The organism is Roseateles sp. GW821-FHT09G03 (genome assembly GCF_059416045.1).
Genome location: NZ_JBWKOK010000001.1, coordinates 1,068,305 through 1,091,580, shown reverse-complemented (window position 1 = coordinate 1,091,580; position 23,276 = coordinate 1,068,305). Strand labels below are relative to the sequence as shown.

Below are 23,276 nucleotides of genomic sequence, written 5' to 3'. Positions count from 1 at the left end.
ACAACTTCTGCCGAGGAGCTTCCCATGTGGATGACCCGCGTCTCGATCCGCAACCCCGTCTTCGCCACCATGGTCATGGTCGCGCTGTGCGTGCTGGGGCTGGTCGCCTATTCCAAGCTTGGCGTCGAGCAGTCGCCCGACATCACCTTCCCCGGCGCGCAGATCGACATCCAGTACCCGGGCGCCTCGCCCGAGGCCGTCGAGCGCGAGGTGGCCAAGCCGCTGGAAGAGGCGCTCAACACCATCGCCGGCGTGGAGCGCGTGCAGTCGCGCAGCTTCGAAGGCCGCGTGCAGACTTCGGTCGAGTTCTCGCTGAGCGCCGACATGAACCGCGGCATGCAGGAGATCCGCGACCGCGTCGCGATCGCGCAGGCGCAGTTCCCGCGTGAGGTGAAGCCGCCGATGGTGCAGCGCTTCCAGGGCGAGAACGCGCAGCCCATCATCGTGGCCGCGCTGATGAGCTCCAACCGCACGCTGCGCGAGCTGTCGATGCTGGCCGACCTGAACGTCTCCAAGCGCCTGGGCCGCGTCGAGGGCGTGGCCAAGGTGGACGTCGGCGGCATGGCTGTGCGCGAGGTGCGCATCGACCTCGATCCCACGCGCCTGCGCGCCTACAACATCACCCCGGCGGAGATCTCCACCGCGCTGAATGCCGCCAACACCGACGCGCCGGTGGGCCTGATCTCCAACCGCTACGACGACGCGATGCTGCGCGTCGAGGGCAAGGTCAAGGATCCGAAGCAGTTCGTGAACGTCGTCGTCGCGCGCCGCGGCGACCTGGCGCTGACGCTCGGCGACCTGGGCACCTTGAGCGAGCGCGAGCGCGAGCTCGATTCCATCGCCCGCATCAACGGCCAGCCGGCCGTGACCTTCAACATCTTCAAGCAGCAGGACGCCAACATCGTCCAGACCGGCGAGGCGGTGAAGGTCGCCGTCGAGGAGCTGCGCAAGACGCTGCCCAAGGACATGGAGCTGCGCCTGGTCTACGTCAACAGCGACTTCGTGAAGCACTCGCTCGACGGCCTGCGTCACACGCTGATCGAAGGCGCGCTGCTGACGATCGCCATCGTGTTCCTGTTCCTGCACAGCTGGCGCTCGACCATCATCACCGGGCTGACGCTGCCGATCTCGGTGATCTCCAGTTTCATCGCGATCTATGCCTTCGGCTTCACGCTGAACTTCATGACGATGATGGCCCTGAGCCTGTGCATCGGGCTGCTGATCGACGATGCGATCGTCGTGCGCGAGAACATCGTGCGTCACGTGGGCATGGGCAAGGACCACCACAGCGCGGCCGAGGACGGCACCAACGAGATCGGCCTGGCCGTCATGGCCACGACCTTCGCGATTTGCGCGGTGTTCGTGCCGGTCGCCTTCATGGGCGGCATCGTCGGCAAGTTCTTTTATCCCTTCGGCATCACCGTCGCCGTCGCGGTGCTGGTGTCGCTGTTCGTGAGCTTCACCCTCGACCCGATGCTGTCGTCCGTGTGGCCCGATCCGCCGAGCACCTACGTCAAGAAGGTGCCGGTCATCGGCCATCTGATCCGCGCGACCGACGCCGGCATGGACGTGCTGCACACGGTCTACGAGAAGACGCTGCGCTGGGTGTTTTCCGCCCGCCGCTACCGGATGCTCGTGGTGCCGGTGCCGGCCTTCGGACGGCCCTTCGGCCCCGACGGTGTCCGCCTGAAGTCGGCGCCGCGCCGGCTGCGCATGGCGACGATCACGCCGCGCGGCATCGTCGCCTGGTCCGGCGTCGGCAGCTTCGTGCTGGCGATCCTGCTGGTGCCGGCGGTGGGCAGCGAATTCCAACCCCAGATCGACCAGGGCTTCACCCACCTGACGCTGCGCATGCCGGTGGCCACCAGCCTGGAGCGCGGCGAGGCCAAGGTGCGGCAGGTCGAGGAGATCCTCGCGACTTTCCCGGAGATCAAGACCGTCGCGACCGTCGTCGGCAGCAGCGGCGAAGGTCTGGCGACCGGCCGCAACCAGGCCAACCTGGACATCGCGCTGGTCGACCGCAAGCTCCGCAAGCGCTCGCAGACGCAGGTCGAGGATGCGATCCGCGCCGAGATCGCGCGCATCCCCGGCGTCGAGGTCAGCGTGGGCTTCAACCGGCCGGTGTGGGTGACGATCCTCGGATCGGATCCGGAGGTGCTGACGCAGGTGGCCAAGGACTTCGCCGAGAAGGTCAAGAAGATCAAGGGCGCCGTCGACGTCGACACCACCGTCAAGCCCGGCCTGCCGGCCTTCGCGGTCAAGCTGCGCGACAACGCGGTGCGCGAGCTGGGGCTGAACGCGGTGCAGGTGGCCTCATCGCTGCGCGCCTATGTCAACGGCGACATCGCCACCTACTGGACCACGCCCGACGGCAACCAGGTCGAGGTGCTGCTGCGCCTGCCCAAGGCGCAGCGCCAGAGCATCGAGCAGATGCGCAACCTGCCGGTGGCCTTCGCGAAGGACGGCTCGCCGATCTCGCTGGAACAGGTCGCGACCATCGAGCCCGTGTTCAACCCCGAGGTCATCCGCCGCCAGAACCTGCAGCGCCGCGAGGCGGTCTACGCCGGCGTGCAGGGGCGCCCGGGCGGCGACGTGAACGCCGACGTGCAGAAGCTGATCAAGGAGACGCAACTGCCCCCGGGCATCAGCTTCATGGTCGACGGCGACGGCAAGCAGCAGGCGGAGGCCTTCAACGGCCTGATGATCGCGATGGGCCTGGCGCTGATCTTCATCTACATCGTGCTGGCCAGCCAGTTCGGCAGCTTCGTGCAGCCGATCGCCATCATGGCCTCGCTGCCGCTGGCCTTGATCGGCGTCATGGTCGCGCTGCTGCTGTGGAAGACGACGCTGAACATCTTCTCGATGATCGGGCTGGTGATGCTGATGGGCCTGGTGACGAAGAACGCCATCCTGCTGGTCGACTTCACCAACCACCTGCGCAAGGACCAGAGCCTGTCGGTGCCCGAGGCGTTGCTGCAGGCCGGCCTGATCCGGATGCGGCCCATCATCATGACGACGGCGGCGATGATCTTCGGCATGCTGCCGATGGCGATCGCGCTCAACGAGGGCGGTGAGATCCAGGCGCCGATGGGCCGCGCGATCATCGGCGGCGTGATCACGTCGACCCTCCTGACGCTGGTGGTGGTGCCGGTGATCTATTCGTACCTCGTGCGGGGTCGCAAGGTGTTCGCGGCGTCGGATGCCGATGCGGCGGCCGACGCGAGCGGCACGGATCATCCGGCCGTGCTGCCGGTCACGCCGACACCTGGAATCGCGGATTGAGGCGGATCGAGCGCGCATGATCAGCCCGAGACCCGGCATCCCTTGGGCCTCGTGCGCGTCAGCGCGTTCCGGCCGGCCGGTGTCGGCGCGCCTCTGCGTCTAGCAGCTCTCCCGCAGGACCAGCTGGAAGCCGAGATCGATGCAGGACTCCGGGACGGCCTCGTTGCGCATCAGCGCGATGAGCATCCGCGCCGCTTCCAGGCCGATCTCCCGTCTGGGCGTCCGCACGGTGCTCAGCGGCGGCAGCATCTGGTCGCCGCCGGTCAGGTCGTTGAATCCGACGACGGCCACGCGCTGCGGCACCTGGATGCCCTGCCGCAGCGCCTCCAGCAGCGCGCCTTGAGCCAGGTCATCGTTGTTGAAGAAGATCGCATCGACGTCGGGCGCCTCGCGCAGCACGCGTTCGAAGAGCACCGCGCCCAGCGCCAGTGATGACGGCGCGGCGTCCATGAATTCCAGCGCCGGATCGTGCGCTGCACCCAGCGCCGCGCGATAGCCCTCGGCACGCTGCAGGGTGCGTGGATCCAGCTGTGCGGCGGCGAAGGCGATCCGCCGGTATCCGCGCCGGACCAGTTCGGCGGTCATCGCATGGCCGGCCGCCTGCTGCGAGAAACCGACCGAATGCAAGCCGCTGCTGCCGCTGCTGGTGTCGCTCCCGCTGCCGCTGCTGGTGTCGCTCCCGCTGCCGCTGCGGTTCTCCATCACATGCACGCAGGGCACGCCGCTGCCCTGGAGCAGGGCGCGGGAGGCGTCCGTGCGGTCGAAGCCGGTGACGAGCAGGCCGGCGGGCCGGTTCATGAGGTAGGTGCGCAGCAGCGCTTCCTCTTCCTCCGGGTGGTAATGCGTGACGCCGATCAGGCTCTGGTAGCCGGCGGCGAGCAGCGTGCGCTGGGCCGCGTCGAGCAGGTCCACGAACAGCGCGTTCGACAGCAGCGGGATCAGCACCACGACCTGGTTGCTGCGCGAGGAGGCGAGGGCGCGCGCGGCCGGATCCGGCACGTAGCCGAGCTGCGCGACGGCGGCGGTGACGCGCTCGACCAGCTCCGCGGCGACGCTGCGCTCGCCGCGCAGTGCGCGCGAGGCGGTGATCGGGCTGACGCCGGCCGCGGCGGCCACGTCCTGCAGCGTGGCCCGGCCGGTGGCGCGGCGACGTTTGTTGGCGGGTGGGGAACTCATTGGTCGGGAGGATAGCGCTGTCCTCCAGCGGCGGATGCCGGGGCAGACCCCGACGATCGAGCGGTCGGGGCAGGGCTGCGCAAGTGACACGTCGATGAAGGCCGGATTGGGGTAAGACCTGACCCCGCCGCCGAGACATGACGGAAAAACCGAAGCGATACTTCGGCAACAAAAGCAAACATTGCTTCGCGAACCGGGACACGCCGTGGGCCTTGCGGGCCGCGACGCGCACCCGCTGCGATCCAGGGAGGATCCATGAATCGATGGACTGACGCGCCGTGGCGCGCAGCGTGGGCGTTCGCATGCGCCGTCGTCGGCACGGTCGCCACGAGCGGTGCCTCGGCGCAGATCAGCGTGTCCAGTTCCGGCAGCCCGGCCTACAGCCAGGCGATCACGGTGCCTCCCGGCATCGCCGGCATGCAGCCCAACCTGAGCCTGATGTACGCCGGCGGCGGCGTGAACGGTCCCGTGGGACACGGCTGGTCGCTGCAGGGCATCTCGATGATCACGCGCTGTCCGGCCACGCGCTACACCGACGGGCAGCCGCAGGGCGTCGTCTTCGGCTCGGCGGACAAGCTCTGCCTGGATGGGCAGCGGCTGATCCAGACCGACGCGTCGGGCAACGTCGCGGCCTTCCCGCAGACCGCCGATGCCCAGGGCCTGTCCAGCGGCTGGCGCGAGTACCGGACGGAGAAGGACAGCTACGCGCGCGTCCGCGCCTACGGCATCGCCGGCGGCGACGCGGCCAACGGACCGCAGTACTTCAAGGTCTGGACCAAGGCCGGGCAGATCTACGAATACGGCACGCCGCCCTCGGCCGATGCCAACACGCAGGCCTCGATCCTGGCGCAGGGCAAGAACGTCGTGATGGTGTGGGCCGTGGCGCGCATCGGCGACGTCGTGGGCAACTACATCGACTTCAAGTACGAGAACCGTCTGAAGGACTGGGGCAGCCAGGCCTACGCGCAGACCGGCACCGGACGCGAGTGGAACATCCGCGAGATCCAGTACACCGGCAACGGCAGCCAGTTGCCGGCCAACAAGGTCGTCTTCCGCTATTCGGACCGGACCAGCGATGCGGCCGAGTCCTACCAGCAGGGCTCGAAGAACGTGAGCGTGCGTCGCCTCGATGCGATCGACACCTACATCAACTCGCCGACCGCGACGCCGGCCGAACCGGGCGCCGCGCCCGCGGGGGGCGTCTTCGTCAAGCGGGTGCGCATCGACTACGCGCAGGGCGGGCTGACCGGCCGGTCGCGCGTCGCGACGATCTCGGAATGCGTCGGCCCGAACGCGACCCAGTGCTTGCCGCCGGCGCGCTTCAACTATGCCACCGGCGCGGCGTCGCGCGTGGCGTCGACCAGCTTCAACCTCGCCTCCGACAAGCTGTCGTCGATGGACGGGAAGTACGGCGTGATGGCGGGGGACTTCAACGGCGACGGCCGGACCGACCTGATCCGCTGGGCCGAGACCGCGTCCGAGACGCAGCTGCTGCAGAGCAACGGCGACGGCGCGTTCACGTCGGTGGCGACCTCGCTGAGCTTGGCCGGTCCGCTGAACAAGGCCGACGGCTGCGTCTCGTCGACGGTGGCCGACGTCAACGGCGACGGGCTGCCCGACGTGATCCGCGTGTTCAACGACCTGAACTCCGGGGGCGGCTCCTGCGGCCAGACGGCGCGCGCGGAGTTCCTCGTCAACCAGGGCGGCGGCAGCTTCCAGACGCGGCAGCTGCTGGACACGGGCAACGCGCAGATCGCGTTCAAGCGGCAGGTCTCCAACCCGCTGTCGCGCCAGTTCTGCGGCCAGGTGGCCGCGGCCAACATCGACGGGCGATCCAACGACCTGATCATGGCCGTCATCAACGACTGCATGAACGGCAACTTCGAGATCTGGGTGGGCTACGGCTGGAGCTCGGGCGCGACCTACTACTTCATGGACGTCAACGGCGACGGGCGGATGGACATCATCACGACCACGCTCGCCGCGCGTCAGCCCGCGGACCCGCGCGACGACCCGTATGCCGGCGAGGACTATCCCGGCTGCACGGGCTGCACCAAGGTCTATCTGGCACAGGCCGACGGCCGCTTCGCGCTGACGCCGAGCAACCTCGACAACATCCCGGTGTACTCGGACCCGGGGCGCTTCGGCGCGTTGAACTCCTGGACCTTCGTGCGCGACACCAACGGCGACGGCCTGGCCGACCTGCTGGCCGCCGGCGCGCCGCGCAAGTACCGCAACTGGACCTCCGACGGGCGCGGCAACTTCGCGCCGCAGGCCAACACGGGCGAGGCCTCGTGCAAGGTCTCCCTGGACTTCAACGGCGACGGCCGCGGCGATTGCCTGATGCCGGGCACGGCGGCCACCAACCTGCTGTACGCGGGGTACGCCAGCACCGGCACGCTGTTCGTCAACAACTTCAACCTGAAGAACGCGGGCCAGGACCTGAGCAGCAACGGCGGCAACACGATCGGGCAGAACTACGGCGTCTACGCGATCGACGTCAACGGCGACGGCCGCGACGACCTGATCCGCTGGCACGACAACCCGTCGCTCAACAAGCTCTACCTGTCCAACGGCGACGGCACTTTCGGCGAGGCGCCGATGAGCGCGCTGGGCGAGATGTCGCCGATGATCCTCGGCCAGAGCGACGGCACCTACGACCTGCTGATGGGCGACTTCCGCGGCCTGGGATCGGTGGAGTTCCTGCGCCTCTCGCGCAACGCGCCGGACCTGAGCGACCTGAGCAAGAAGAACAAGCTCTTCGTGGCGTCGGATGCCGCCGCCGCTGACCGGCTGGTGAGCTATGTCTCGCCGACCGGACTCAAGACCACGGTGAACTACGAGACGATGGCCGCTGGCCGCGTGGTCAACGATGCGGGCACCGCCTTCAAGGCCCAGTACCCGCTCACCGACGTGATGATGCCGGGGCAGATCGTGGGCTCGCTGGACCAGGAGTCGGGCGTCGGCGCCGAGACGGTGAGGACCGAGTACGGCTACATCGGCATGAAGGCGGCGGTGGACGGACGCGGGTTGCTGGGCTTCCGCCGCACGGTGCAGCAGAACCCCGCGCCCAACGGCGAGCCGCTGAGCGTGTGGACCGATTTCCTGCTCGAGGAGCCCTATGCCGGCGTGGCACGTCGCACGCAGACGCGCCGCGGGCCGTGGACCGACTCGGGAGCGCCGCTGCTGAGCCAGACGGACAACATCTACTGCGACCGCACGTCGGGCACGAGTCCCGAGTTGGCCGACGTCGACGCGCCGTGCGCGACCACGGCCAAGGTCACGCGGCCCTACCTGCGCCAGAGCGTGGAATCGGGCTGGGACCTGGGCGGCACGGCGCTGCCGGTGGTGACGACGGTCAACGCCTACAACGACTACGGGGATCCGACGCAGATCGTGGTGACGACGACCGGCACGGTGGCGGGGATCCCGAACCAGGTGTCGACGAAGACCACGACCAACACGTATTGCGCGCCGGACAGCGCCAACTGCGCCAACAGGATCGCGGGCGACAGCTGGATCCTCGGGCGGCTGAGCCGGGCGACGGTGAGCAACGCCGTGCCGAAGCTGATCGACACGCTGAGCGCGAGCGCGGGTTCGTCGCCGACGGCGACGGCCACCGCCGGCAACCAGACGGTCAACCCGCCGATGAATCCAGCGGTGCTGTCGGCCATCCTGCAGATCCTGCTGGACGACTGAGCGCGCGACGCGCCCGCCGACACGGCACCGAACGAGAACCACGACAAGAACCGCAAGTCCGAGCTGATCGGACCAGGGAGAGAGAGCATGCGCGCAATCCGGCTCGCGATGTCCGAATGGTCCCGCCGCCGCGCCTGGCGCGCCGCGGGCATGGGGCTGCTGGCGTTGACGGGGGTCACGGGGGGCGTGGGCGCCGCCCACGCGGATCCGTCCTACAGCTACAGCCGCACGAGTTCGTTCACGTACAAGGCCAACGGCCTGCTCGAGAGCGAGACGGTCGAGCCCGACCAGCCCAACCTGTGCGTCACGACGAGCTACACCTACGGCGACGCCTACGGGAACAAGACCGCGACGACGACGGCCAACTGCGCGGGCGCGTCGACGACGGCGCAGTTCGTCTCGCGTGGCGCTTCGGCGGGATATGCGACGCAGACGGTGACGATCGGCGGGGTGAGCGTCACCGTGCCCGCGGGCACCTTCGCCACGGATGCAGCCAACGCGCTGAGCCAGACGGAGACGCGCACCTACGACCCGCGCTTCGGCGCGGTCACGCGGCTGGTCGGCCCCAACGGCGAGGCGGTGGCGACGAACTGGACGCTCGACGACTTCGGCCGCAAGGTGCTGGAGACGCGCGCCGACGGCACCAGCACGGCGGTCTACTACTGCTGGCTCAAGGTCTACAACCCGGCCACGGGGGCGATGGACGCGGCCACCAGCGCGAACGCGCCGTCGAGCAGCGCCGGCTGCTCCAACGGGACGATAGTCGCGCCCATCGAAGGCGAGGCGCCTGTTGACGCGGTGCGGTATGAACACACCGTCGCCATGAAGGGCGGCGTGGCCATCTCGGGCTTTGCCCGCGTGTACTACGACCGCGCGGGGCGCAAGATCCGCAGCGTCGCGCAAGGCTTCGACGGTGCCGCGCAACCCGGCGGCGCGCGGCTGATCGCGCAGGACGTGGACTACAACAAGTACGGCGTGGCGGTCATCTCGACGCAGCCGTACTTCCTCAACCTGGCGTCATCGACGACGTCGGGCAGCATCGCCTACGGCATGACGAAGACCGAGTACGACGCGCTCGGTCGCGCCACGACGGTCTACAGCGTCGACACCACGGTGGCGGATCAGCAGGCCGGCGGCAGCCTGGGCTCGGTGGTGCTGCCCGCCAATCGCGGCGGCTCGCGGCAGATGGCCCGCTCGAGCGTGAGCTACGACGGGCTGAAGACCTTGTCCACGGACGACCAGGGGCACACCCGGATCGAGGAGAAGAACCTCGACGGCCAGGTCGTCCGGACCCGGGACGCGACCGGCGCGGAGGTCGTGCATCAGTACGACGCCTTCGGCAATCTGGTGATCACCAAGGATCCGCTGGGCAACCGGATCAACGTCGACTACGACACGCGCGGCCGCAAGGTCGCGATGAACGATCCGGATGCGGGCGTCGTCGTGTACTGCTACGACGCGCTGGGGCAGCTCAAGGCGCAGCAGACCTCGGCGATGCGGGGCGGGCACGCGCCGGGCGGCTGCCCGGGCGTGGACGCGTCGACCACGGCCACGGCGGTGGCGGGCTGGACGACGATGGCCTACGACGTGCTGGGGCGCATGACCAGCCGCGCGGAGCCGGAGTACACCTCCTCATGGACCTACGACAGCTGCGCGATGGGCAAGGGCAAGCTGTGCCAGAGCAGCACCAGCCACGGCGTGACGCGCAAGATCGCGTACGACGCGCTGGGCCGCGTCGAGAAGCAGCGCACCGACATCGCCGGCGACCTCAGCGCCGCGACGGCGGTGAGCTACGACGCCAACGGCCGGCTGCTCACGCAGATCTATCCGACGGGTGTGAAGCTGCAGTACAGCTACACGGCCAAAGGCTTCCTGAACGCGGTGTCGCTGCTCACGCCGGTCAGCGTCGGCGGGGTGTCTGTCAGTGCCGTGCCGCTATGGAGCGCGGGCACCTTCAACGCCTGGGGCAAGGCCGAGCAGTCGAGCTACGGCAACGGCATCAACAACCGGGCGAACTTCCTGCAGGACACGGGTCGCCTGGCCGGCCTGACGGCGGGTGCGGGCACCAGCAACGCGGTGGTGAACCAGGGCTACAAGTGGGACAGCCTCGGGCTGCTGACGCGGCGCGTCGATGCGCTGGGCGACGGCAGCGGCGTCACGGCGCTCGACACGTTCACGTATGACGCGCTGGGTCGCCTGACGCAATACGACGTCTCCGGCGGCGGCGCGGCGGGCGCGAGCATCCGCTCGGTCACGCTGCAGTACAACGCGCTGGGGATGCTGCTGTCCAAGAGCGACGTCGGCAACTACGTCTATCCGACGCAGGGCGTAGCCAACGGCAGGCCGCATGCGGTGCTGGGCATCCAGAACCAGGGCCAGACCTTCGGCTACGACCTGAACGGCAATGCGACGTCGGCGACGGCGGGCAAGTGGCGCTCGGTGGCGTACACCAGCTTCAACATGGCCGACGTCATCACCGGCGCCGGACCGCAGAGCAGCTGGAAGTACGACGAGAACCACCAGCGGATCAAGGAGACGAAGTCCAACCGGATCACCTGGTACCTGCATCCGGACAACGCGGGCGGCCTCGGCTTCGAGCGCGAGGTGGCGAGCAACGGCACGCAGAGCAACCGGCACTACATCAGCGCGGGCGGGCAGGCGATCGCGGTGCTGGTGACCAACGGCGCGCTGCCGACGCTGGACGCCGCGGCAATGACGCCGCCAGACCCTGGGACCGTCGCGGCGCTGAAGCTCGAGTACTGGCACAAGGACCAGCTTGGCAGCCTGATCGCGACGACGGACCACGCCGGCAACGTCACGGCGCGCTACGCCTACGACCCGTTCGGCAAGCGCCGGTACACCAACACCGCCTACGACCCGTACGGCAACCTGGTGGTGGACTGGACGACCGACGGCAGCGCGGGCACCGACCGCGGCTTCACCGGCCACGAGCACCTGGACGACATGGGCATCGTCCACATGAATGGCCGGCTGTACGACCCGACGCTCGGGCGCATGATGCAGCCCGATCCGTTCGTGCAGGAGATGCTCAATCTGCAGAACTACGACCGATACGGGTACTGCTACAACAGCCCGATGATCTGCACGGATCCGACGGGGTATTCGTTCCTGTCGAAGCTGTGGAAGAAGATCCGGCCGTTCGTTGCGATCATCGCGGCCGTCTATTTCGGGCCGGCGATGATCGCGGGCAACAGCTTCGTAGGCGCAGGCGCTCTGGTCGCGGGGACAGGAACAACCGCGACTCTTGCCAACGCGGCGATCGCTGGATTCATCTCTGGCGCGATCTCGTCGGGTAGCTTGAAGGGGGCCATCCAGGGGGCCTTCGCGGGCGCGCTGTTCGCGGGTGTCGGAGAGATCGTCGGCACCGCGGGAATGGTGGGCGGGAAGGTTGTGAACTACGAAGCCTTTGCCGGGGCGGTCGCCTTGCACGGTGTCGCGGGCTGCATCTCTAGCGTCGCGGCGGGAGGGAAATGCGGGTCGGGCGCGTTGAGTGCTGCCTTCTCGAAAGCCGCACTGCCATTCACAGCAGGATTCAAGGACGGCGTCGAGCGCGCCTTCGTGCACGCGGTGATCGGTGGAACCGCATCGGTGCTCGGTGGCGGGAAGTTTGCCAACGGTGCGCAGACGGCGGCGTTCTCCTATCTCCTGAACTACTTACCCCACGTTCATCGTCACATTTCAATGCAGGGTGCGGCAAGAGCGAGCTTAGGCCTGACTTACGACGAAGTTGAGCGATTTGGGAAAATGGTAGTGGATGTTGATTTGCTGCCTGGGTCGCAGTCGCCGGAAATGTCCCATATGCATGGGATGTGTGAGGCCGGCACGTCTGTCGCAGCTTGCGGCCGAGTGACGGCGCGCTACATAGACAGTCTCTGGGAAGAGAAGTCGATCGGCGCACTCGCCAAGCTCGTGCATCTGGAGCAAGACTCTTATGCTCCGAAGCATGCGGGAGGGCAACCGTATGCAGGCTTTGGGTTGTCGAATGCTGGGGAAGCGCTGTCGCATGGGTGGAGTGACCAGATGCCACCTACAGATGTGCGCATGAATCTAATTGGCAGAACGCAGGCGCTTATTCGGAACTACAACGAGTACTGCGGCGGGTGCGTGAAAAGCGGATTAAAAACAGGGCCATGAACAGTGCATCGGTCGTTGCTTGGTTTTGGACTGCGCTGCCCGGGGTAATCATGGTGGCCGTCCTCGCATTTCCTGTGCTCTTCTTCCCATCGGGGCGATTCCTGTTTCGCCTGATTGGTTCGTTTTTTATAGTGATGATTGGCCTGAGTCTCTTCGGCATGTTCATCGGTCATCAGTTCGAGTTCTTGCGCTGGCAAGATATGCCGGTTTTAGGAATGGGGATGGCGTTAGCCATCGCGTTGTCAGCGGGTGGGCGGGCGTTGCGGCGCAAGCCGAGGTCAGCCAAGTAGTAGCTCTGCAAGTTTGGGTGCGGTCACTACACGGGGCAACAACTAACCCCGCTATGCATCTCCATCCCCCAGCCTTGCCCCTTCTGGTACGTCCTCGGTGCTGCTTACGCTGCAACCAGCGAGGGCCTGAAGGTGGGCTATCTGATGGCTGGGGCCCAGGTGCTTGCAGTCGTGAACGTATACGCTGTTTTGCTAAGCGATCCTTACAGAGATATGGATCTTCAGGACTCTGGGGTCAGGTCTTGACGGAGGGGCTTGAACGGGCCCACCTTCGCCGCCGTCAATCCCGGGCTATTCAGGCCTTCGATCGCCATTGAGGGAGGTCCATCCTCCGGACGGACAACGTTGAAGGTCTATGGGTTGATCAATGTCTTTGGAGAAGACCTCAACTGAGGCGCAGCCGTGGCGGCTTGCTATAAGTCTTATGGCCAGCGTGATCCTGGCGTTGGCGGCTTTGCCGCCGATCATCAATGGCGCCATCACCTCCATCAAGTCGGCGGGACACGGCGGGAACGATGTCTCGGCGCTCGCCACTGCGATTGCCGCGTGTTTTTGCATCGTGTCAGTCGCCGCGGTGGGGGCCGATGTGCTCCGACTTCGCTCGCTATGGCTCCGCGCTGCTGCGGTCGTTGCACTGTTCTTGATGGTGACTCTGACGATCTGGCGTCAAGTGGTCCTCGACGATCCGGCTGATCTCCGACTATCAGCCCCTTATCTCTTTCTATTCCTAGGGCTCATTGCCGGGGGCGGGTCAGGTCCTGGTCTACGCGTTGCTCATCGACGTGCGACCGTTCTGGCCCTCGGTACAACGCTTTTGATCGTCCTCGCCTATTGCGCGGGATGGCTTCGTCTGAAGTTTTAATGGTTGCCGGAAGGATGGCGTCATTTCTGCCAAAGGGGGCAGGTCATGTCAGTCATGCGCCATAGCCGTGTGCTTCTACTGGTCTTCTCGTTCTGCGCCGCGATTGCTGCTCCACCGGTCGCGTTGCCAGACAGCCCATGCGGGATTCGTCTTGGACAGAGGCATGTCGACATTCCAAGAGTGCTGATGCAGGAAGACGTCGGACCTCTGACCTTTCGGAATACAGCCAGGAGCGAAACGATCGAAGGACGCAGGGTGGAGATCACGAGCAGTGCATCGTGCGAGGGCGTGATGTCCGACCGTGACGTGGATCCCGACAACGCCGCGCCGGATGTAATTGCGGCCGTGGTCAAGGGCAGAGTCGTGTCGATTTCCTTCCGACCGATCGAGCAGAACCGCGCTGCCATCGAACGCGCCATCTCGAGTCGATTTGGCCCGCCCGGAAGCGCCCACAGTGAACTCTCCGAATGGACGGACAAGCGATCCAACACGAGGATCCTCTTGACCTGTTATTCAGATGACTTCTGCTGGTTCACGCAGCAGCGGTTTGGTGTCGAGCAAGAAGCAAGATGAGGCACGATGATCGATCGCAAATGGATTGGAAAGGCGACGGGAACATGTCTGTTTCTGGCCTGCGTGGGCGCGGCGGCATTTCAATCTCTCCAGGGGCCAGTGCTTGCCAATTCAGGGACTGCGACGGCCGAGTTCGAGGTCGTCCAACAAAATGGGGCCGTGAAATCTCTGGGCGAGGTGCGATCGGGCATGCTGCTCGGCCTGCGCGATGCAGTGGCGGCGGGCGCGATCCGCGTGAGGTCGAACGGGCATGAGTTCGAACTTGACGAGGCTGGGCGTTTGCGCCAGGCCAGGGATCTGAAATCGTGGCATCAAACCTGGGTTTTCGACGGAGCGCGGATATGCGTGCTAGAAAGTCGTGTTGTCAAGGATGCCGCGGCGGCGAGTTGTTCAAAGGTTTCTCGCTAGTCTTGGACTGCGGCAAGGCCCTTTTCGCCGACGAGGCGCAAAACCTCATATTGATGCCGAAGTGATGATCAAGAAATTGTTCATTGGTGCGACACTTTTAGCAGGTGCGTTCGCCTTCCACGCGCTACTGTTGATGGGGATCCTGTCAATTTATTCGGGATTGTCCGCTTCCCCGTCACCTGCGGCTGCACTCGCATTAATGTTTGGCCTGCCCCTGGCCATCTTGTTCTCTGGGTTCTTGATATTTGAAAAATTGGTGGTGGCTGGAATGGTGTCGAAAGCCGCGTTTATCGCTCTGCTGATATTGTGTGGTGCGGTGCAAATTGCTTTGATTCCCTTCTGGTCCTGTCTGGCATCACGCAGTTTCTGTTTGTAGGTATATTCAATCGTGTTTCGCGTGATGACAAGGCTCAACAAGCTGATCGCAGTCTGCGCGCTGGCCGTCGCCAGCACGCTGGCTGGATGCTCGAAGACATTGCAGATCGATCTGTTCAATCACAGCGGTTCGGCGGTGACATTGACCTTGGAAGAAGGAAGGGGCCAAATGCCGCTGCCTTCGGAAGGCAGGGCGAAATTCGCTTATCCAAGCGATACTCAGGGACGGCATGCCAGATTGACATTGGGGGGCTGCACCTACGTCTATGTCTTGCCGGACGTACCTCCCTTCCGCCCGGTCAAGTTGCCTCCTGAGGAATCATTGCCGATGCAATTGGAATCCGACATGTCGATCCACCTTATGCCCGACGGCAGCCAAGCGATCGGCAATGTCTCGCATTGGACTTCGCTCCAGCGCGGCGGATTTCCTCTACGTCCGGTGTCCAAGGAGTGCTGAGAGAAGGCCGCGGCCTTGATCAATGTTGCTCAGGCCTCGTGTCGATGCCAGGGCTTGAAGAAAAGCTGCTGAACATGTCGTCAAGTAGAGATTTTGCTCGAGCGGTCGTCGCGATATCGCTCGCCGGCCTGGAATTGACCAATGGGTTCGCTGTGCCGGCAGATGCTGCGGGGACAGCTGTCTACTCGGACCTGATCGTCAATCGAGCAGAAGGCGAGGCGGTTGGTTGGATATTTCAAGTGATGCATGCCGATAATGGTATTTATGTTTTGGTTCGAGAATTTGAGGGTGTTTCAATTGCTGCACCTTGCCTGAGTAAGGCGGTTCAAAGAGGTTCAGAGATTCAAATTCCCTTCTTGGAGAATTGCTGGATTCAAGGGCGCTTTCGTGGAGTCATGTCAAAAGATTCAATTATTGGCTCTTTTGACAATGGGATTGCCGGATCGAATGGCAAGCCTGAGATGAGGCTGAAGCGCTTGAAGTGAACAACCCGCCATGCGCCTTCTTTGGAAACCGCCTGCGCACATGATTCACCCGGCCTTCGTTGCCGGCGCCTGGTCCGATCTCATGGTCAATAACGATGACCTACGCGCGCACGACATTTGAAGCTCTGGAGGGGGTCGCCACGAGAGCGGCTCGCCGGTATGACTTGAGCGCTTTCGGTGACATTGAGCTTGTGGCGTTCGGACCGGATCAGCGTGAGATCTTGCGCGCTACTCAGCGTGAATGGCGGGCAAATCGATACGCGGAACTGCAGGCAAGCTGCCAGTTTGAATCGACGACTTCAAGGGAGTTGCTCTTTGACGCGGCAAGGCGCAGCTTGAAGCGCCTGCCGAGGCGGCGCAAGGATCCCGTTTCAACCGCATGGGAAGAGCTGGATGAACTGACGCGTAAGCGCCTCATCCCCATCCGATCTCAGGCGCTGGCAGCGGCACGAAGCCGATTCCACACATCGGCTCTTTCTTATTGCGGGAATCTCGAAGAAGGAAGCATGGAAGCTTTTCGGGCCGCGGGCCGCAAGTGCCTCGATGACATCGCGATTCGGCATGAACTCGCATTTGAGTTTGTTGCCGAAGACTTCTTGATTCGCTTGTCGTCACGCCGAGGAGACGGCGATTTGATCGCGTTCCCGATGGCGGAAGAATCCTTCCTGCAAAGCATTCCTTTTGACGCTCGATTGGCAGTTTTTTTCCGTGCCGACCAGCAAGTGAAATCACCGTGGCGATTCTTGGATCTCGGCCTGCTGGCCCCCGAGCTCGACTTCGCCTCGATGGTCAATAGCCTGTCAACCTTTTATGCCGTGGTCGGCTTCTACGCTGAGGTACTCGGGATCCTTCTCTCTTCGTCCGAAAACTGAAACTGCTTCGGCATCCGACCAACTACTCCGTGAATTTCGTTGTCATGACGCCATGAGAATCCTCTTCTATTCGATCGTCATTGGCGTGACCCTCATTGTGGGAGCGGTCTGTGTTATTTGGTTATCGACGAGTGTTGAGAGATTTCCTTCTTGTTTGACGTTTCACTCGGGTACGGCGAATTCTGTCGATGAGAAATTTGAGGTGTCGCTTTCTGAATACTTTGGAAAGCGTAATTTCAGAACGGATTTCTATGAGAAAGGACATGTCAAATGGGAATCGGCCGAGACCCGCGTGCAATGGCGTGCAGGGGCAAAGAATTGGTTGAACATCTGCACAAGAGATGAAGAAGCAGAGGAGTGGTTGTCCATTGCCAAGGATGTGCAAGATATTTCTTTGCGTAATCGCTGGGGAGCACAAGCACATCTTTCGCTGAACCCTGAGTTGACGTCTTGTGCTGTAGGTAAGGACGTGCCACTATCGTATCCAGTCAAATTCGAGGATTTGCAGGGCACCATTAATTCAGTAAAGACTTCTTGTTCGGGGCGGAGGCGAAAATAGTAGCAAGCAGAGAGGTTGAATGCTGTCAATTGAAATCGCAATCACTCTCGAAGCGAGCTGCTGGGATGGAAACTAAGAGGAGTACGAGGAGGGGGTTCCAAGCTCCCGTAACCCCGCGTAATCCCTGATTTGGTGCCCCGATGCACCATCTAAGATAGCGCTATCCCGTCTGCTTCCCTGTGCGACGAGGACTCGACGGCGACCCCGGATCCTCCGATCGCCGTCTCTTTTCAGACTTCGGGATAGCGCTATCCAATGACCTCGCCGACCGTCACCGCCGCCTCGATCTCCGCCCGCGCCATCGTCGTGATGGGCGTTGCCGGCTGCGGCAAGACCAGCGTCGGACAGGCGCTCGCTCAATCACTCGACTGGCCCTTCATCGAGGGCGACGCGCACCACGCGCCTGCGTCCATTGCCAAGATGCAAGCCGGTCAGCCGCTCACCGATGAGGACCGCTGGGGCTGGCTCGAACGGCTCGGGCAGATGCTCACCGAGCAGTCGCCGGTCGTCCTCAGCTGCTCCGCGCTCAAGCGCACGTATCGCGACCGTCTGCGTCGCGCATGCCCCGCGTTGCGCTTCGTGTTCATCGACATCGATCGGGCGCTCGCGCTTCAGCGCGTCGCCGACCGCGCCGACCGACACTTCTTCTCGACCACGCTGGTCGACAGCCAGTTCGCCACCCTGGAATCGCCCATCGGCGAGCCCGGTGTCATCACCGTCCCCGCGACGCTGACACTGTCGGAACAGGTCGATCAGGCGCTCGCACTGCTGACCCCGAAAAACAATCAGGAGACCGGACCATGACGCCCCCCGCATCGGACGCTCCCGCCGCCTCGGCGGCCCCCGCGCGCCGCTCCCGCCTGCAGACCCTCAGCGAGGCCGCGATGGCGCTGTGCCTCGGCGTGATGGCGCTCGCCGTGTTCGTCAACGTCGTGCTGCGCTACGGCTTCGGCAGCGGCATCAACGCGAGCGAGGAACTCTCGCGCCTGCTCTTCGTCTGGATGGTGTTCATCGGCGCGACGGCCGCGTATCCGCTTGGCGAGCACATGGCCTTCACCAGCCTGCTGCTGCCGCTGCGCAAGAAACCCGCCGTGCTGCGCGTCATCACCGCGGTGATCCGCATCTCCGTCATCGTCGCGGCGGGACTGGTGGGGTGGGGCGCCTGGCAGCAGGTCGTCGTCGGCATGGACAGCCAGTCGGTCGTGCTGGGCTACTCCAACGCATTGCTGCCGCTGCCGGCGTTGTTGTCGTGTACCGCCATCGCCGTCATGGCGCTGTGGGAACTGATCCGCAACCGGCCGCTCGACCTCGAGCACGAGTCGGACATCGAATAAGGGCAGGGCGCACCGATCATGAGCAACGAAGCACTCGCCTTCATCGTCTTCTCGGCCGGCATGCTGCTGCTGATGGGCCTCGGCATCCCGATGGCCTTCGCCCTGGTGCTGACCGGCGCCGGCATGGCCTGGGCGCTCGACTTCTGGGACACCCAGCTGCTCGCGCAGAACCTGGTCGCCGGCATCGACAGCTTCCCGCTGCTGGCCGTCCCGTTCTTCATCCTCGCCGGCGAGTTGATGAACGCCGGCGGCATCAGCCGGCGCATCATCCAGATGGCGCAGGCCTGGGTCGGTCACATCCGCGGCGGACTGGGCTTCGTCGCCATCGGCGCCGCCGTGCTGATGGCCAGCATGAGCGGCTCCGCGCTGGCCGACACCGCCGCGCTCGCCACCATCCTGCTGCCGATGATGCAGCGCCACGGCTATCCGATGGCGACCTCGGCCGGCCTGATCGCGTCGGGCGGCATCATCGCGCCCATCATCCCGCCGTCGATGCCCTTCGTGATCTATGGCGTCACGACCAACACCTCGATCTCGGCGCTCTTCATCTCCGGCATCGTGCCGGGCCTGGTGATGGGCCTGGGCCTGCTGATCGCGTGGAAGCTGCAGCTGCGCAAGATCGACCTGCCGCCCGGGACCGCGCTGCCGATGGTCGAGCGGCTGAAGGCGACCGCGAAAGCGTTCTGGGCGTTGCTGATGCCGCTGATCATCATCGGCGGCATGAAGACCGGCATCTTCACGCCGACCGAGGCCGCGGTCGTCGCCGCCTTCTACGCGCTGGTGATCAGCTTCGCCGTGCACCGCGAGATGAGCCTGCGCGACCTGCACGGCGTGCTGGTCCGCGCGGCCAAGACGACGGCCATCGTGATGTTCCTGTGCGCCGGCGCGCAGGTCGCGAGCTACATGATCACGCTGGCCGACCTGCCGGGCGTGCTGACGGGCTGGCTCGGCGGGCTGATCGACTCGCCACGGCTGCTGATGGCGCTGATGATGCTGATCCTCGTCGTCATCGGCACCGCGCTGGACCTGACGCCGACGATCCTGATCTTCGCTCCCGTGATGCTGCCGATCGCCGTCAAGGCCGGCATCGATCCGGTGTACTTCGGCCTGATGTTCGTGCTCAACGGCGCCATCGGGCTGATCACGCCGCCGGTGGGCACGGTGCTGAACGTCGTGGCCGGCGTGGGCCGGCTGTCGATGCACCAGGTCATCAAGGGCGTGAACCCGTTCCTGATCACCTATACGCTGATCCTCGTGATGTTCACCGCGTTCCCCGAACTGGTCACCGCGCCCGTCAAGTGGATGCGCTGATCCTGCCGAGATGTCCGTCGAGTCCTGTTCCCCCAAGGAGACAAGCATGAGCCTGAAGAGCCTGAACACCCGCCGAAAGATCCTGGCCGCCGCGACGGCGGTGAGCGCCGCGATGCTGGCTGCCGCGCTGCCCGCGCAGGCCGCCGACATCAAGCCACGCCTGATCCGCTTCGGTTACGGCCTGGCCGAGAACAGCAACCAGGGCCGCGCGGTCAAGGTCTTCGCCGACGAGGTGAACCGGCTGTCGGGCGGCAAGATGAAGGTGCGCGCGATCGGCGGCGCCGCGCTGGGACCGGACACGCAGATGCAGCAGGCGCTGATCGGCGGCGCCCAGGAAATGATGGTGGGCTCGACCGCGACGCTGGTCGGCATCGCCAAGGAGATGGCGCTGTGGGACACGCCCTTCCTGGTCAACAACGTCCGCGAGGCCGACGCGCTGCTGGACGGCCCGGTCGGCGACAAGGTCCGCGGCAAGCTGACCGACAAGGGCATGGTCGGCCTCGTCTACTGGGAGAACGGCTTCCGCAACCTGACCAACAGCAAGCACGCGGTCAACAAGCTGGAGGACCTGAACGGCATCAAGCTGCGCGTGATGCAGAACAGCGTGTTCCTGGACAGCTTCAAGCAGCTGGGCGCCAACGCCGTCCCGCTGCCGTATTCGGAGCTGTTCACGGCGCTGGAGACCAACGCGGTCGACGGCCAGGAGAACCCGTACAACACCATCCTGTCGGCGAAGTTCTACGAGGTGCAGAAGTACCTCACCGTGACGAACCACGTGTACAGCCCGTGGATCGTGACGGTGTCGAAGAAGTTCTGGGACGGCCTGTCCAAGGATGAGCAGGCGGTGCTGCAGCAGGCCGCCGTGAAGAGCCGCGACTTCGAGCGCAAGGACACGCGCGACGAGGCCGCCAAGGCGCTCGCCGAGCTCAAGACCAAGGGCATGGCCGTCAACGAGCTGAGCCCCGCCGAGACCGCGCGCATGCGCGACAAGCTGACCCGCGTGAACGCGGGCGTCGCCACGCAGGTGGGCATGGATCTGTGGAACGACACGCAGGCTCAACTGGCCAAGCTCCGCGGCGGCAAGTGAGCGCAGGACCTCGGCGCAAGACGTGAGCGCATGACGCTTGTGCGACAGCGCGGATCGGTGTTTTCCCCGTCCGCGTCTGCGCACGAATGCGCACCGGCGGTGTCGCTTTCATCCCGCTGCGAAGGAGACGTTTCGTTACCGCCGCCTATCATGGTTCGAACGTCTCACCTGATACGCGGATGCATCGACGACAACTGACCCTGGCGGGTCTGGCCTGGTTGAGTGGCGTGGGCGGCGCTCAAGCCGCCGGCCGCGCCACCTTGCCGCCTCCGGCCCTCGGGCCGGGGCCGGCGTCGACACCGCCCACGCCTTCGCCCGCTTCGGCGTTCCCGGCGTCCCCGACGACCGCCTCCTCCGGCGGCGTGCCGCCTGCTTCGCTGCGCCTGCTGAGCGAGGAATTCCCGCCGATCAACTTTACCGAGGCCGGCCAGCCCCGCGGACTTTCGGTCGACCTCGTGCAGACGATCCAGAAGCGGCTCGGCCAGTCGCTGCCGATCGAGTTCATGCCCTGGGCCCGCGCGTTCCGCGAAGCCCAGGACGGGCCGCCGGCGGCGCTGTTCTCGATGGCCCGTATCCCCGAGCGCGAGAAGCTCTTCCAATGGGTCGGCCCGATCGTCACCTTCCAGAGCACCTTCTACGCCAAGGCCGGCAGCGGCATCCGGCTGCGCTCGCTGGCCGAGGCCAAGCGCGCGGCCAAGGTGTTGGTCGTGCGGGATTGGTACACGCTGACGCAGCTGCAGTCGGCAGGCTTCCACAACCTGCAGCAGATCAGCGATCCGATCCAGGGCGTGCGCATGCTGGCCGCCGGCCGGGCGCCGCTGTTCGCGGCGGAGAAGCTGTCGATGCCGCAGACGCTGGTGCAGGCCGGCGTGGCCAAGGGGGCGCTGGAAGAGGTCTTCAGCTTCGCCGCGAGCGAGGGCTACATCGCGTTCTCGCGCAGCACGCCGATGGGGACGATCCACGCCTGGCAGTCGCAACTCAACGAGATGAAGCGCGACGGCACGTTCCAGGCGATCTACAAGCGCTGGCTGCCGAACGACGCGCCGCCAAGGTAGGCTAGGCTGCGGATTCCACCGCAGTCTCGCGAGCTTCGCCGCTCGTGCTTTCACGCCATGCCGACATCGCCCCGATCGATCGACCTTGCCCTGCAGGGCGGCGGCTCCCACGGCGCCTTCACCTGGGGCGTGCTGGACCGGCTGCTCGAGGACGGCTCGCTGCGCATCGACGGCGTCTCCGGCACCAGCGCCGGTGCGATGAACGCGGCGGTCATGGCGACCGGCTTCGCCCAGGGCGGCGCGTTGGGCGCGCGGCAGGCGCTGTCGCGGTTCTGGCAGGACGTCTCGGGCGTGCCCGCGTGTTTCGGCATCGTGGGCGAGGCGAAGGGTCCGGCCGACGCCGCGCGGCTCGAGACGCCGGCCTGGGTCTTCAACCGCAGCGCGTGGCCGGGGATCGCCGCCTGGGACGCGTGGTTGCGGTTGTGGAGTCCGTATCAACTCAACCCCTTCAACCTCGATCCGCTGCGGGACATCGTGCGTCGTCACGTCGACATCGACGCCGTGCACGCCGGACCGGTCAGGGTCTTCGTCACCGCGACCTCGGTGCGCACCGGCCAGCCGCGCGTGTTCAGCGGCGATGACCTGAGCATCGAGGCGCTGATGGCGTCGGCCTGCCTGCCGCACAGCGCGCAGACGGTCGTCATCGACGGCGAGCCGTTCTGGGACGGCGGCTTCTCGGGCAACCCGGCGCTGTGGCCGCTGGTCTACGGCACCGAGTCGGACGACGTCCTGCTGGTCCAGATCAATCCGCGCCAGCACGACGGCATCCCGCGCACCTCCACCGAGATCGACGATCGCATCAACGAGATCACCTTCAACGCGAGCCTGGTGGCCGAGTTGCGGGCGATCCACTTCGTGCAGCGGCTGCTGCGCGACCAGCGCGTCGATCCCACGCGCTACAAGCAGATGCGATTGCACCGCGTGGCCGACGAGGGCGGGTTGGCGCAGTTCGGAGCGTCCAGCAAGCTCAATACCGATCCGCGGCTGTTGACGACGCTGTTCAGCCTCGGCCGCACCGCCGCGGACAACTGGCTGACCACATGCGCCAAGCATGTCGGTCATGAGAGTACGCTGGACATCGGGGAGGTGTTCCTGGCCAACCGCGTCCGCAATGCGCGGCCGGCGATCAAGACGATCCGCAAGGCGCCGAAGGCTGAGGGGCCTGGCAAGTCCTGACCCCGTGACCGCCGACCGCGACCCGGTCGGCGTCCCGGCGCCGAGGGACAGGGAGAACCCCGGCGTCGCACGATTTCTTCACCGGATCGTCACGCGTTTGCTCGAACATCGGTCCCCATA

General features: G+C 65.3%; 19 protein-coding genes. 18 read left to right on the top strand and 1 reads right to left on the bottom strand.

Going from position 1 to position 23,276, the window contains the following annotated elements:
* The first annotated feature begins 24 nt into the window (after positions 1–24).
* Positions 25–3,282: an efflux RND transporter permease subunit gene (locus AC07OZ_RS04825; RefSeq protein WP_495466013.1), complete on the top strand. Its 3,258-nt coding sequence runs from the start codon at positions 25–27 to the stop codon at positions 3,280–3,282.
* A 99-nt stretch (positions 3,283–3,381) separates the two neighbouring features.
* On the opposite strand, the gene gntR is transcribed toward AC07OZ_RS04825, so the two are convergent.
* Complete coding sequence (gene gntR / locus AC07OZ_RS04820; protein ID WP_495466012.1) at positions 3,382–4,458, bottom strand: HTH-type transcriptional regulator GntR; 1,077 nt, start codon at positions 4,456–4,458, stop codon at positions 3,382–3,384.
* A gap of 255 nt (positions 4,459–4,713) precedes the next feature.
* Here gntR and AC07OZ_RS04815 point away from each other — a divergent pair, with 255 nt between their 5' ends.
* The 17 genes from AC07OZ_RS04815 (at position 4,714) to AC07OZ_RS04735 (ending at position 23,156) form a co-directional block, all read left to right on the top strand.
* Complete coding sequence (locus AC07OZ_RS04815; protein ID WP_495466011.1) at positions 4,714–8,157, top strand: FG-GAP-like repeat-containing protein; 3,444 nt, start codon at positions 4,714–4,716, stop codon at positions 8,155–8,157.
* An 87-nt stretch (positions 8,158–8,244) separates the two neighbouring features.
* Complete coding sequence (locus tag AC07OZ_RS04810) at positions 8,245–12,312, top strand: RHS repeat domain-containing protein (protein WP_495466010.1); 4,068 nt, start codon at positions 8,245–8,247, stop codon at positions 12,310–12,312.
* Positions 12,309–12,602 (top strand): hypothetical protein, encoded by a 294-nt coding sequence (locus AC07OZ_RS04805; RefSeq protein WP_495466009.1) that lies wholly within the window; start codon positions 12,309–12,311, stop codon positions 12,600–12,602. Before AC07OZ_RS04810 ends, AC07OZ_RS04805 begins: the two co-directional genes overlap by 4 nt.
* A gap of 367 nt (positions 12,603–12,969) precedes the next feature.
* Entirely contained in the window at positions 12,970–13,464 is a 495-nt protein-coding gene (locus AC07OZ_RS04800) for a hypothetical protein (protein WP_495466008.1), read from the top strand.
* Between the two features lie 186 nt (positions 13,465–13,650).
* Positions 13,651–14,037, top strand: a complete 387-nt coding sequence (locus tag AC07OZ_RS04795; RefSeq protein WP_495466007.1) for a hypothetical protein — start codon at positions 13,651–13,653, stop codon at positions 14,035–14,037.
* Positions 14,038–14,043: 6 nt separating this feature from the next.
* Positions 14,044–14,445 carry a hypothetical protein gene (locus AC07OZ_RS04790; protein WP_495466006.1) on the top strand — a complete coding sequence of 134 codons (402 nt, stop codon included), beginning with the start codon at positions 14,044–14,046 and terminating at the stop codon, positions 14,443–14,445.
* A gap of 64 nt (positions 14,446–14,509) precedes the next feature.
* A complete protein-coding gene (locus AC07OZ_RS04785) occupies positions 14,510–14,821 on the top strand; it encodes a hypothetical protein (RefSeq protein ID WP_495466005.1) in 312 nt (103 codons plus the stop codon).
* A gap of 12 nt (positions 14,822–14,833) precedes the next feature.
* The gene (locus AC07OZ_RS04780) at positions 14,834–15,277 is read left to right on the top strand and encodes a hypothetical protein (protein ID WP_495466004.1); all 444 of its coding nucleotides are present in this window, start codon (positions 14,834–14,836) and stop codon (positions 15,275–15,277) included.
* A 44-nt stretch (positions 15,278–15,321) separates the two neighbouring features.
* The gene (locus AC07OZ_RS04775; RefSeq protein ID WP_495466003.1) at positions 15,322–15,762 is read left to right on the top strand and encodes a hypothetical protein; all 441 of its coding nucleotides are present in this window, start codon (positions 15,322–15,324) and stop codon (positions 15,760–15,762) included.
* Between the two features lie 95 nt (positions 15,763–15,857).
* Positions 15,858–16,634, top strand: coding sequence for a hypothetical protein (locus AC07OZ_RS04770; protein WP_495466002.1), 777 nt, complete (start codon positions 15,858–15,860; stop codon positions 16,632–16,634).
* A gap of 52 nt (positions 16,635–16,686) precedes the next feature.
* Complete coding sequence (locus AC07OZ_RS04765; protein WP_495466001.1) at positions 16,687–17,193, top strand: hypothetical protein; 507 nt, start codon at positions 16,687–16,689, stop codon at positions 17,191–17,193.
* A 309-nt stretch (positions 17,194–17,502) separates the two neighbouring features.
* Positions 17,503–17,997 carry a gluconokinase gene (locus tag AC07OZ_RS04760; protein ID WP_495466486.1) on the top strand — a complete coding sequence of 165 codons (495 nt, stop codon included), beginning with the start codon at positions 17,503–17,505 and terminating at the stop codon, positions 17,995–17,997.
* Entirely contained in the window at positions 17,994–18,527 is a 534-nt protein-coding gene (locus AC07OZ_RS04755) for a TRAP transporter small permease (RefSeq protein WP_495466000.1), read from the top strand. The genes AC07OZ_RS04760 and AC07OZ_RS04755 overlap by 4 nt, the downstream gene beginning before the upstream one ends.
* An 18-nt stretch (positions 18,528–18,545) precedes the next feature.
* Complete coding sequence (locus AC07OZ_RS04750) at positions 18,546–19,838, top strand: TRAP transporter large permease (RefSeq protein WP_495465999.1); 1,293 nt, start codon at positions 18,546–18,548, stop codon at positions 19,836–19,838.
* Positions 19,839–19,884: 46 nt separating this feature from the next.
* Positions 19,885–20,925: a TRAP transporter substrate-binding protein gene (locus AC07OZ_RS04745; RefSeq protein ID WP_495465998.1), complete on the top strand. Its 1,041-nt coding sequence runs from the start codon at positions 19,885–19,887 to the stop codon at positions 20,923–20,925.
* 179 nt (positions 20,926–21,104) lie between these two features.
* Entirely contained in the window at positions 21,105–21,980 is an 876-nt protein-coding gene (locus AC07OZ_RS04740; RefSeq protein ID WP_495465997.1) for a substrate-binding periplasmic protein, read from the top strand.
* A 57-nt stretch (positions 21,981–22,037) separates the two neighbouring features.
* A complete protein-coding gene (locus AC07OZ_RS04735) occupies positions 22,038–23,156 on the top strand; it encodes a patatin-like phospholipase family protein (protein WP_495465996.1) in 1,119 nt (372 codons plus the stop codon).
* The last annotated feature ends 120 nt before the right edge of the window (positions 23,157–23,276 follow it).

Bases quoted from the DNA above. Each gene is read 5' to 3' on its own strand.
- AC07OZ_RS04775 (WP_495466003.1), top strand. From the start codon at position 15,322: ATGCCAGGGCTTGAAGAAAAGCTGCTGAACATGTCGTCAAGTAGAGAT.
- AC07OZ_RS04800 (WP_495466008.1), top strand. From the start codon at position 12,970: ATGTCTTTGGAGAAGACCTCAACTGAGGCGCAGCCGTGGCGGCTTGCT.
- AC07OZ_RS04815 (WP_495466011.1), top strand. From the start codon at position 4,714: ATGAATCGATGGACTGACGCGCCGTGGCGCGCAGCGTGGGCGTTCGCA.
- gntR (WP_495466012.1), bottom strand. From the start codon at position 4,458: ATGAGTTCCCCACCCGCCAACAAACGTCGCCGCGCCACCGGCCGGGCC.
- AC07OZ_RS04745 (WP_495465998.1), top strand. From the start codon at position 19,885: ATGAGCCTGAAGAGCCTGAACACCCGCCGAAAGATCCTGGCCGCCGCG.
- AC07OZ_RS04825 (WP_495466013.1), top strand. From the start codon at position 25: ATGTGGATGACCCGCGTCTCGATCCGCAACCCCGTCTTCGCCACCATG.
- AC07OZ_RS04790 (WP_495466006.1), top strand. From the start codon at position 14,044: ATGATCGATCGCAAATGGATTGGAAAGGCGACGGGAACATGTCTGTTT.
- AC07OZ_RS04740 (WP_495465997.1), top strand. From the start codon at position 21,105: ATGCATCGACGACAACTGACCCTGGCGGGTCTGGCCTGGTTGAGTGGC.
- AC07OZ_RS04795 (WP_495466007.1), top strand. From the start codon at position 13,651: ATGCAGGAAGACGTCGGACCTCTGACCTTTCGGAATACAGCCAGGAGC.
- AC07OZ_RS04770 (WP_495466002.1), top strand. From the start codon at position 15,858: ATGACCTACGCGCGCACGACATTTGAAGCTCTGGAGGGGGTCGCCACG.
- AC07OZ_RS04750 (WP_495465999.1), top strand. From the start codon at position 18,546: ATGAGCAACGAAGCACTCGCCTTCATCGTCTTCTCGGCCGGCATGCTG.
- AC07OZ_RS04735 (WP_495465996.1), top strand. From the start codon at position 22,038: ATGCCGACATCGCCCCGATCGATCGACCTTGCCCTGCAGGGCGGCGGC.
- AC07OZ_RS04785 (WP_495466005.1), top strand. From the start codon at position 14,510: ATGATCAAGAAATTGTTCATTGGTGCGACACTTTTAGCAGGTGCGTTC.
- AC07OZ_RS04755 (WP_495466000.1), top strand. From the start codon at position 17,994: ATGACGCCCCCCGCATCGGACGCTCCCGCCGCCTCGGCGGCCCCCGCG.
- AC07OZ_RS04765 (WP_495466001.1), top strand. From the start codon at position 16,687: ATGAGAATCCTCTTCTATTCGATCGTCATTGGCGTGACCCTCATTGTG.
- AC07OZ_RS04760 (WP_495466486.1), top strand. From the start codon at position 17,503: ATGGGCGTTGCCGGCTGCGGCAAGACCAGCGTCGGACAGGCGCTCGCT.
- AC07OZ_RS04805 (WP_495466009.1), top strand. From the start codon at position 12,309: ATGAACAGTGCATCGGTCGTTGCTTGGTTTTGGACTGCGCTGCCCGGG.
- AC07OZ_RS04810 (WP_495466010.1), top strand. From the start codon at position 8,245: ATGCGCGCAATCCGGCTCGCGATGTCCGAATGGTCCCGCCGCCGCGCC.